Genomic DNA, 8,225 nt, shown 5'->3' with positions numbered 1-8,225 from the left:
GCAAGTTGGACGCCTGCCTGACCATTCTAATGGAACGGCGAAACCCCTCTTCTTATATGGAGTGGCGGCATGAAAGCCCCGTTACCGGAAGCGGCCACCAGCGTGACGTTGGCCGAGATCGCCGAGGCGCTTGGTGCGCACAGAACGAGTGTTCTACGCCGTGCCGAAAAAGAAGCCTGGCCGTTCATCGCAATCGCCGGACGTGGCGGAAATAATCGCCGCTACCCCCTCTCAACCCTCCCTTCCTCCGTCGCCAAAACCGTCGTCGATTTCACCGCCTTCAAGAACGCCATCACCAACCCCAGCGCGGCGCATCAGGCGATGTCGCATTGTCTGGCGACGCTGGCGCGGCTGGATGAAGAAGAGGCGCAGGCCGAGCAATCCCGCGCCGAACGTGGCGAAGCGCAACTGCGCATGCTGGCCGGCGGTTTGTCCGACCATGAAGCCTTGTCGCTGAAGGCGCATTGCGAGATTGCGCAGGGCTGGCGCTTCTGGTTCGTCAAGCAGACGCCGATGAAGAAATCGAACTCCTGGGTGCCGTTTGCCGGGGCTTACAACCTGGCCGAAATCCCGGTTTCCAAGGCCGTGCGTGATGCCTTCCCGGCTGTTTCTCCGCGCTCGGTGCAGCGCTGGGTGAGCCAGTACGAAGGTGGTAATTACGAAGCCCTGGTGGATCGGCGCAACGGCAGCGACAAGAAGGGCAAGAGCCTGTTCAACGCGGTGCCGCTGCTGGCCGCCTACGCCAAGAAGATGATGCTGGAGCGCCCCGGTATCCGCACCGAACAGCTTTGCAAGTTACTTGGCACATCGAGCCTGTGCGCCGTTACTGGCGAAGCGCTTTTCACGGCGCCGTCGTACCACCAGACGATGCGCTTTCAGCGCGCCTGGCAGGAAGAGAACCACGACCTTTACCTGCAACTGACCAACCCGGACGCCTTTAAGAACTCGTCGATGCTGGCCTTTGGCAGCTATTCGGCGGACGTAACGCGGCTGAATCAGCGCTGGGAAATGGACGCCACGCCCGCCGACTGGCTGCTGATCGATGAGGACGGCAAGAAGCGCCGGTATACAGTCAGCGTGATCGTTGATATCTGGAGCCGCCGGGTGATTGTGGTGGTGGCCAAGACGCCGAAAACGCAGACGCACTGCACCGCGCTACGCCTGGCGCTGCTGGCCTGGGGCGTGCCGGAGGAGATCGTGACCGACAACGGCGCGGACTACCTCTCAGAGCACTTCGAGCGGGTATTGAAGGCGCTGGAGATTGCGCACCTGGTGCGCAACCCGTTCAGCCCGGAAGAGAAGCCGCACGTCGAGCGCTTCAACCGCACCATGAACCACTCCATATTGGAACTGCTGCTCAACTTTGCCGGGCACAGCGTGGCCGACCGCAAGGCGATCAATGCGCGGCAATCGTTTGCCGAACGGCTGGCGAAGAAGGGCGAGCTGGTTGATTTTGCCGACGTGGTTGATGGCTCGTGCAGCGGCGAAACCCTGCAGAAGCAGATTAACACCTGGCTGGCCGGCGTGTATGAGCAGCGCGAGCACGGCGGTCTGGAGAACATGACCCCGTTTGCCAAGGCCGCGAGCTTTACCGGCGAAGGGCGCACGATCCGTGACGAGCGCAGCCTGGACATTCTTCTGTCGCGTCCGGCGAGCCGCAACGGCACGGCCACGCTGCAGAAGAAGGGCATTCGCCTGGACAACACCTGGTTCATTGCGCCGGAGCTGGCCAGCATCGAAATGGGCAGCGTGCTCGAACTCTTCGAGACGCCGGATCTGGGCGTGATCGTCGTCTATTACCGCAAGAACTTCCTGTGCCTGGCGCAGGACCCGGCACGCACCGGCGCCAGCCGGATCGAGATCGCCAAGCAGGCCGACGTGATGCAGAAGGAGCGGCTGAAAACGGCGCGCGCCAACTTCAAGGCCGAAACGCGCGGGGTGCCGGATACCGGCGCGGTGCTACAGCGCTACCTGGAAGAAAGCGCTGCCGCTGCTGGGAAGCTGGTACAGGCGCAGTTCGGCAAAACCGCCACCGAGCACACCAGCCACGGGCTGGAGCAGGCCGCCAAAGCCGCCAAGGCGCTGGCCGGGCCGAAGGTTTCGGCGCAAGCCGCCGCGTTGTCGGAACGGGCGCGCCAGGCAATGGCCGAAGCGCCGACCAACCTGCTGGCGCACCCGGCCGCTGGCGCCTATGCGACCCCACTAGAAGGCATGACGCCGACCGAGCGCTACGTGTTGCACGGGCAGTATGTGGAACTGGTGGCCGCGCATGGCGGCGACGTCGAAGTGTTGACTGAAGCCTGGCAGCGCCGGTTTCTGGTCGGCTTCCCCAAATCATCGATTTATCGGGCGCAGGCGGCATTGGCCAACGCCCAAAAGGAAACCGCCACCCGTTAGACGCGGGCGGCGGCAGGTAGTGCAAGAGCAGCAACCAAACCACTCAGGGAGTTAATTATGAACGAGAACGTCGTACATCTGCAAAGCAGCCTCGGGCAAGTCGCCCCGCTGGCCAATATCGGGATGATGGAAGATGCCATCGACCGCCTTAAAAACCGGGGACCGGGCGACCCTGGCATTGTTGTTTTCAGCGGCTATTCCGGCTACGGCAAGAGCATGGCCGCAGCCTGGGCGAAGGGCCGGCACCGCGCCTATTACCTGCAGCTTGACGACTTCGTAACCAAGAAGGGCTTGCTGGTTAATTTGTGCAAGACGCTGTCGCTGTGCGATCCGGACAAGGCACCAAAGGGAACCACCGCCGAACTGGCGGACAAGGTCGGCGCTGAACTGGCCGGAAGCCGCCGGGTGCTGATTATCGACGAGTTTGATTTCGCGGTCGACAAGAACCTGGTGATGAGCGTCTTCTCGATCTACGAAAAGAGCAAGGCCAGCATCATCCTGATTGGTGAAGAAGCGCTGCCGGGCAAGCTGGCGGCGGGCTGGGAGAAGTTCTCCGGGCGCGTGCTGGAAACCTTCTACGCCTCGGGTATCGGCCTGGAAGACGCGCAAACACTGGCGCGCCACAAATACCCGGAATTCCCCTTTGCCGAGGATCTGCTGGCGCACCTGGTGGAGATCGCCAAGGGCAGCGTGCGGCGGGTGAATAACAACCTGGCGACGATCTACAACACCGGGCTATCGATGGGCTGGGAGCGTTGCGACGCGGCGATGTGGGGTGATCGGAAGCTGCAGCAGGCGGATGTTAAAAGGAGGGGTGCGTGATGACTACGTGGAAATTTGAGTCATCAATAAACCCAAAGGACATAGCTGAGCAGAGCGGAAGATTTGCAGGAGTTCCTTATTTTTCCCGCATGGAAGTGTCGCGCGGAGGAGTAGTGGCGGTGATGATCGAGTCTGGCAGGGAAGTCAGTAAATTCCTTCCTATGAGCGATAAAACCCTAGCCGACCTTGGGCATAAACTTCTGGAGATACACGCGGAGCGAGATGCTCGCGATGTATTGAAAAGAACGCGGCTCATTAACAGTCTCGCCCGGTCTGTAAAGAGGTGGCCCGATGAGTCGTAAGCCTTCCGCCTCCTGTACAAAAGCGCTTCATATTGAGGCGACAATTTCAGCCAGCAAGCCCGAGGGGCTGGTGATCGTCGAGTTTTCAATCAATGAGCTGGTATGTATTCGCGTTGCCAGCACCCGCAGCATCAAGGCCCGGCTGGCCTTGACGCATGCCGAAACGGTTGCGCTGCATAAGGCGTTGTCGAAAGAGGCAAGGAGGCTTCCCCATGTCGCGTAAGCCCGCCATCCTTGAACTCTCCGGCGGCAAGAGCGGCCGCCAGCGCGTGTGGGAGGCGATTCGCTTCCTGGCCAACAACGGCGACCATCTTTTCGACGCTGGAAGTTTGTCACTCGAAAGCCGGGTCAATATCTGCCCGGTGCGCGAGTACCTGAAAGGCCTTGATGCGGCCGGTTATGTTCGCCGCGTCGATATTGACGATGTGCGCTTCGCTAAAAACGTCTTCGAGCTGGCGCGCGATAACGGCGTGGAAGCGCCACGGGTCCGTCGTGACGGTACGCCGGTCACGCAAGGGCGCGGCACCGAGGCGATGTGGGGCGTGATGACGGCGCTCGACAACTTTAATCACTGGCTGGTGGCCGAGATCGCCCAGGTCAAGCCTTCGACTGCCTCGCACTACTGCCAGGCACTGGGCAAGGCCGGCTATCTGCAAGCCTTGACGCCCGGCAAGGGCAAGGGCTGCGGCGGCGTGGCCACGGTGTGGGCGGTGGCTGCGCTGCATCGCATGAAGCCGCGCGCACCAATGATTACGCGCCTGAAGTCGATTTACGACCCGAACATTCACCAGATCGTATGGGGTGGCGGGCCGGATGAAGCGGCGGATGCGCTGGAAGTCGGCGAGGTGATCGAGTGATTACCGACGAGATTAACGCCGATGCGCGCACCCCGGCCGTTCTGGCCCTGGCGCAAGCGGCCAGCGTCAGCAAGGGCAGCATCCAGGCGGCGGCGGACGTGTGCAAGGCCGCTGGCTTCCGGGTTGGCCGCTCCAACCTCTCGCGCTACCTCAATAACGATCTGGCGACTTTTGCCAACGTGGAAGCGGCCATCGTCGCCTGCTTCGACCGCTGCCGCTGCCCGTACCTGGGCATGGAGGTCGAGGCTGAACACTGCCGCCGGGTAAATACCGGCCCGGTTCCCACCTGGGACCCGTCCGCTATCGACCAGCGCCGAACCTGCCAAACCTGCCCCAATAAACCTGTTACGGAGTCTACCAAGTGATCAAGCCCATTGCCTTTTTTGTTCCTTCTATTGCCCCTGTTACCACCCCAGTGTTCACCTCGCAAGTTGCCAAAGACCACGCCACCAAGGTTGTCGAGCTGATCGCCGATTGCGCGGCCACCATTGGCTACCTGAAGACCATGCTGCCGTCGCAGTTCATCGACCGTGCCGAGTTCGTCATCCGCGAGTTGAACGACATGGCCGAAGTCATGGACGGCACCATGAACCTCGGCCTCTACCAGGCGGCGGACGTAACGCGCCAGTTCCCCGGCCAGAAGGGGGAGAAATGAGCGCCAACCCGGCCATGATCTACAACTTCGGGCGCGAGCGTGCGGCCCGGATGCGTCGCCCGGCTGACCTGAAGCCGCGCATCAGCCTGGAGGATGCGCAGCGACGCATCGCCAAGTGCTGCGAGTGGCTTTCCGCCAATGGCATCGGCGTGCAAGGCTTCGTGTTCTCGACGTTGTCCAACCCGGTTATTTTCGTGTCGGCGCAGCGCGAGGTGTGGGGGCTGTTCTCCGGCCGCGTGCATAGCAAGGGCCACTATCTTGAAGGCGCGCTGAAGTATGAGGCGTGGCAAGGCTTCGACGAGTTCAACCATGTTGAGATTCGATGGGAAGAGGTGAGCGCATGCGCCTGATCAACCGCCTGCGCCAAGCGCTGGCCTACAAGCTCCACCACCGCTACACCTGGCGTTTGGCTTGGGCCGTTTCGGATTGGAGCGCGTCATGAGCCGCACCATGGCAACAACCAAGAAGTTGTGGACCCCGGAAGAAGAGGCCGTGGTGCGCAACGCCATCATGGCCGGGGTGTCGAACGCGAAAATCGGCGAACTCATCGGGCGCTCCGGCTGTTCGGTCAGGAATCGTTTTCCGAGGACGGGAGCGGCAGTGGTCAAACCCGCTCCCGGCACAGAGCCGGCCAAGCCGAACAAGTTTCGACGCTGGAGCGAAGAGGAAGACAGGACTGCCGTACAGGCCGTCAGCATTGGCCGCTCAATCCGCTGGATCGCTACGGAGCTGGGGCGCAGTGATGACTCGGTTAATGCCCGCCTGCACATCCTGCGCACCCTGGCCAAAGCCAATCCGAGAGCCAGCGCCGACCAACGCTTCGTTGCCAGCATCCGTAATTGTTTGTGTTGCGGAAAGAGCTTCAAGTCGTCGGACTGCATGAATCGTCTGTGCGCCTATTGCGGCTCCAAATCCTAACCCCTTACCAATCAACCCAAGGAGTCACCATGGCTACCAAGAAAACCCGCATCAAGACCGCTGCCGCATTGGTCTTTGTCCCACAGAACCGCGAGCAGGTGGCGGACATCATCCGCGAATTGGGCGTGCTCAACCGCGAGCTGGCGCGCGTCACCTGCGACATGAACGACGAACTGGCCGCGATCAAGGAAGATTACGAAACGATCGCCGAACCGCGCCGGCTGCGCATCGAGGCGCTGACCACTGGCGCCCATGTCTGGTGCGAAGCCAACCGGGACGCTATTACCCAGGGTGGCAAGACCAAGACGGCCGCCTTCACCACGGGGGAGATCTGCTGGCGCATGCGTCCGCCGTCGGTGCGCGTCACCGGGCAGGAGGCTGTGCTTCACCTGCTGCGCAAACTCGGCCTCGGCCGCTTCATCCGCGAGAAGGAGGAAGTGAACAAGGAGGCCATCCTCAACGAGCCGGAGGCGCTGGCGCATGTGGCTGGAATCAACATCAGCCAGGGCGAGGACTTCGTGGTGACGCCGTTTGAAGCTGAGTTGGCGGCGGCATGAAAGCCAACTCCTGCGGAACCATGGTCGAGCAGGCGCGCTTCAAGATGGGGTTCAAGACGGCCAAAGAACGCAAGGCCGATGGCGCCGACCCCGCAAAGAATTGCGCAATTTGCGAGTACCACGACACCAAGGAATACACCACCAGTGAAGGCGGCTGCGGCTTGTCGCTGCGCTGTGGCCACCGCGATTCTGGGGGATTCACGACGCGGCACTCCGCTGGCTGTGACCGGTTTTTATGGAGTCTTTCATGATCTCCAGCCCAAACGGAACACCCGCCGAACAGCAGCGGCACAAGCAGGGCTGGATGTCGTCCAACTTCAGACGCACAGACTCCGACCGCTGCGCGAACTGCCGCCACGTCGACGAGTTCAACGGCAACTTGACCTGCGAGGCAGGCGACAACACCGCCATGAGCCGCGATTTCTCCACGCGGCCCGGCGCCACCTGTGAATGGTTTCAATCCTGAGCAAACCCGTATTAACCCACCTCAACCCGCTTCAACCACTCCCAGAAAGGGAAACCATGAACCAAGCCGAACTTGTCGCCACCATCGCTAGCATTACCGGCGAAACCCAGAAGACCGTCGAGCACGTTCTCAAGACCACCGCCGATGTGATCGGCGTCGAGCTGCACGAAGGTGGTGAAGCTACGCTGCCGGGTATCGGAAAGCTGGTTGCCAACGCCAAGGCCGCTCGCACCGGCCGCAACCCGAAAACCGGCGAGGCGATCACCATCGCTGCCCGCACCGTGCCCGTCTTCCGTGCCGCCAAGGCATTGAAGGATGCCGTCAACGGCTAGCCGAAACCCTCGGCTGATGCCTCGTTCTTGACGGGGCATCGTCCGATGGTTTTAACGGAGGTCGCCATGTTTGGGTTTGATGAATTCCTGGCTGATGTCAGGTTCGTAATAGTCGCTGGGCTTGGTGTCGGTGGTGCAGCTTTCGTTGCGCTGCTGTGGCTGCGGCACGCGTTCAATAAATACTTCAACAAGTAACGGAGGTCGCTATGGAATGGATTGATGTCAATCAGGCGCTACCCGACGACGACCAGACCGTACTGGTCGCCATGGATGACGGCGAAGTCTGGACCGGGTACCAGGACGCAGGAGATTGGCGCTATGTATCGGCCGATCTGATTGCATCGGCCAAGGTAACGCACTGGATGGACTTTCCTCAGCCACCGGGAGCGAACGCATGAAACTAAGCAAGGAACAAAAGGACGTACTGGCCACCAAACTGCAGAATCCCTGGGACTCCGTAAGGCTGCTCTGTGACGGCTATATCGTTGATCTCCAAGTGTCGCGAGTGCGAGATCTAAGGTTCCGGATCATGACTTACGTGAACGGTAGCTTCAAAGGGGTCTGGGTATGCGGTAAGGTTCCTCTGCCGGAGTATAAGTTTCTCCGCAAAGTGACGAGAAACTTGTATTCATCGACGCAAACAGCGAAGCATATAAAAGCGTTTGGCGTCCGTAACGCAAAAAAACTTTTCCCGCAAAAGACCTTCGTGACCTACCTCCCCGACTGGCCCAGCGGGAAAACTGCGCTCAATCACCTATGCCGAGTTTGCGATTCTGTTCAACTCGCAGAAGATGCCGAGGCAAGCGCATGAAAACCTCGCACCCAATGACTCGCCTCGCCACCAAGTGCCGCGCTATCCATGCCGCCTGCCGTGAGCTGGGCATGGACGAAGCCACCCGGCGCGATCTGATCGAGGCGC

Annotated in this window: 16 protein-coding genes; all 16 read left to right on the top strand. The window is 60.9% G+C overall.

Features of this window, described 5'->3' with window-relative positions; translation table 11 throughout:
- The first annotated feature begins 69 nt into the window (after positions 1-69).
- A complete protein-coding gene (locus ACOYNV_RS23630) occupies positions 70-2,397 on the top strand; it encodes an integrase catalytic domain-containing protein (protein WP_422902262.1) in 2,328 nt (775 codons plus the stop codon).
- 57 nt (positions 2,398-2,454) lie between these two features.
- Positions 2,455-3,219 carry an AAA family ATPase gene (locus ACOYNV_RS23625; RefSeq protein WP_422902261.1) on the top strand — a complete coding sequence of 255 codons (765 nt, stop codon included), beginning with the start codon at positions 2,455-2,457 and terminating at the stop codon, positions 3,217-3,219.
- The gene (locus tag ACOYNV_RS23620; protein WP_422902260.1) at positions 3,219-3,521 is read left to right on the top strand and encodes a hypothetical protein; all 303 of its coding nucleotides are present in this window, start codon (positions 3,219-3,221) and stop codon (positions 3,519-3,521) included. The genes ACOYNV_RS23625 and ACOYNV_RS23620 overlap by 1 nt, the downstream gene beginning before the upstream one ends.
- On the top strand, positions 3,511-3,744 hold the full coding sequence (locus ACOYNV_RS23615) for a hypothetical protein (RefSeq protein WP_422902259.1): 234 nt from the start codon (positions 3,511-3,513) through the stop codon (positions 3,742-3,744). Before ACOYNV_RS23620 ends, ACOYNV_RS23615 begins: the two co-directional genes overlap by 11 nt.
- Positions 3,734-4,378, top strand: coding sequence for a hypothetical protein (locus tag ACOYNV_RS23610; RefSeq protein WP_422902258.1), 645 nt, complete (start codon positions 3,734-3,736; stop codon positions 4,376-4,378). Before ACOYNV_RS23615 ends, ACOYNV_RS23610 begins: the two co-directional genes overlap by 11 nt.
- Positions 4,375-4,743, top strand: a complete 369-nt coding sequence (locus ACOYNV_RS23605) for a hypothetical protein (protein ID WP_422902257.1) — start codon at positions 4,375-4,377, stop codon at positions 4,741-4,743. Before ACOYNV_RS23610 ends, ACOYNV_RS23605 begins: the two co-directional genes overlap by 4 nt.
- Positions 4,740-5,033, top strand: a complete 294-nt coding sequence (locus ACOYNV_RS23600) for a hypothetical protein (RefSeq protein ID WP_422902256.1) — start codon at positions 4,740-4,742, stop codon at positions 5,031-5,033. Before ACOYNV_RS23605 ends, ACOYNV_RS23600 begins: the two co-directional genes overlap by 4 nt.
- Positions 5,030-5,383: a hypothetical protein gene (locus tag ACOYNV_RS23595; RefSeq protein WP_422902255.1), complete on the top strand. Its 354-nt coding sequence runs from the start codon at positions 5,030-5,032 to the stop codon at positions 5,381-5,383. The genes ACOYNV_RS23600 and ACOYNV_RS23595 overlap by 4 nt, the downstream gene beginning before the upstream one ends.
- An 88-nt stretch (positions 5,384-5,471) precedes the next feature.
- Positions 5,472-5,951, top strand: coding sequence for a hypothetical protein (locus ACOYNV_RS23590; protein ID WP_422902254.1), 480 nt, complete (start codon positions 5,472-5,474; stop codon positions 5,949-5,951).
- A gap of 29 nt (positions 5,952-5,980) precedes the next feature.
- On the top strand, positions 5,981-6,508 hold the full coding sequence (locus tag ACOYNV_RS23585) for a host-nuclease inhibitor Gam family protein (RefSeq protein ID WP_422902253.1): 528 nt from the start codon (positions 5,981-5,983) through the stop codon (positions 6,506-6,508).
- Complete coding sequence (locus ACOYNV_RS23580) at positions 6,505-6,759, top strand: hypothetical protein (protein WP_422902252.1); 255 nt, start codon at positions 6,505-6,507, stop codon at positions 6,757-6,759. The genes ACOYNV_RS23585 and ACOYNV_RS23580 overlap by 4 nt, the downstream gene beginning before the upstream one ends.
- On the top strand, positions 6,756-6,974 hold the full coding sequence (locus tag ACOYNV_RS23575; protein ID WP_422902251.1) for a hypothetical protein: 219 nt from the start codon (positions 6,756-6,758) through the stop codon (positions 6,972-6,974). Before ACOYNV_RS23580 ends, ACOYNV_RS23575 begins: the two co-directional genes overlap by 4 nt.
- A gap of 56 nt (positions 6,975-7,030) precedes the next feature.
- Positions 7,031-7,306, top strand: a complete 276-nt coding sequence (locus ACOYNV_RS23570; RefSeq protein ID WP_422902250.1) for an HU family DNA-binding protein — start codon at positions 7,031-7,033, stop codon at positions 7,304-7,306.
- A 66-nt stretch (positions 7,307-7,372) separates the two neighbouring features.
- Positions 7,373-7,501: a hypothetical protein gene (locus ACOYNV_RS23565; protein WP_422902249.1), complete on the top strand. Its 129-nt coding sequence runs from the start codon at positions 7,373-7,375 to the stop codon at positions 7,499-7,501.
- An 11-nt stretch (positions 7,502-7,512) separates the two neighbouring features.
- Positions 7,513-7,704, top strand: coding sequence for a DUF551 domain-containing protein (locus ACOYNV_RS23560; RefSeq protein WP_422902248.1), 192 nt, complete (start codon positions 7,513-7,515; stop codon positions 7,702-7,704).
- Entirely contained in the window at positions 7,701-8,117 is a 417-nt protein-coding gene (locus ACOYNV_RS23555; RefSeq protein ID WP_422902247.1) for a hypothetical protein, read from the top strand. The genes ACOYNV_RS23560 and ACOYNV_RS23555 overlap by 4 nt, the downstream gene beginning before the upstream one ends.
- Positions 8,118-8,225 lie beyond the last annotated feature (108 nt).

It is taken from the genome of Propionivibrio sp. (assembly GCF_049316945.1).
Lineage (GTDB): Bacteria > Pseudomonadota > Gammaproteobacteria > Burkholderiales > Rhodocyclaceae > Propionivibrio.
Note: the sequence above shows the minus strand (reverse complement) of the source record. Positions and strands in the feature narration are given on the sequence as shown.

Excerpts from the sequence above, each read along its gene's own strand:
- ACOYNV_RS23630 (WP_422902262.1), top strand. The coding sequence starts at position 70 with ATGAAAGCCCCGTTACCGGAAGCGGCCACCAGCGTGACGTTGGCCGAG.
- ACOYNV_RS23625 (WP_422902261.1), top strand. The coding sequence starts at position 2,455 with ATGAACGAGAACGTCGTACATCTGCAAAGCAGCCTCGGGCAAGTCGCC.
- ACOYNV_RS23620 (WP_422902260.1), top strand. The coding sequence starts at position 3,219 with ATGACTACGTGGAAATTTGAGTCATCAATAAACCCAAAGGACATAGCT.
- ACOYNV_RS23615 (WP_422902259.1), top strand. The coding sequence starts at position 3,511 with ATGAGTCGTAAGCCTTCCGCCTCCTGTACAAAAGCGCTTCATATTGAG.
- ACOYNV_RS23610 (WP_422902258.1), top strand. The coding sequence starts at position 3,734 with ATGTCGCGTAAGCCCGCCATCCTTGAACTCTCCGGCGGCAAGAGCGGC.
- ACOYNV_RS23595 (WP_422902255.1), top strand. The coding sequence starts at position 5,030 with ATGAGCGCCAACCCGGCCATGATCTACAACTTCGGGCGCGAGCGTGCG.
- ACOYNV_RS23590 (WP_422902254.1), top strand. The coding sequence starts at position 5,472 with ATGAGCCGCACCATGGCAACAACCAAGAAGTTGTGGACCCCGGAAGAA.
- ACOYNV_RS23585 (WP_422902253.1), top strand. The coding sequence starts at position 5,981 with ATGGCTACCAAGAAAACCCGCATCAAGACCGCTGCCGCATTGGTCTTT.
- ACOYNV_RS23580 (WP_422902252.1), top strand. The coding sequence starts at position 6,505 with ATGAAAGCCAACTCCTGCGGAACCATGGTCGAGCAGGCGCGCTTCAAG.
- ACOYNV_RS23575 (WP_422902251.1), top strand. The coding sequence starts at position 6,756 with ATGATCTCCAGCCCAAACGGAACACCCGCCGAACAGCAGCGGCACAAG.
- ACOYNV_RS23570 (WP_422902250.1), top strand. The coding sequence starts at position 7,031 with ATGAACCAAGCCGAACTTGTCGCCACCATCGCTAGCATTACCGGCGAA.
- ACOYNV_RS23565 (WP_422902249.1), top strand. The coding sequence starts at position 7,373 with ATGTTTGGGTTTGATGAATTCCTGGCTGATGTCAGGTTCGTAATAGTC.
- ACOYNV_RS23560 (WP_422902248.1), top strand. The coding sequence starts at position 7,513 with ATGGAATGGATTGATGTCAATCAGGCGCTACCCGACGACGACCAGACC.
- ACOYNV_RS23555 (WP_422902247.1), top strand. The coding sequence starts at position 7,701 with ATGAAACTAAGCAAGGAACAAAAGGACGTACTGGCCACCAAACTGCAG.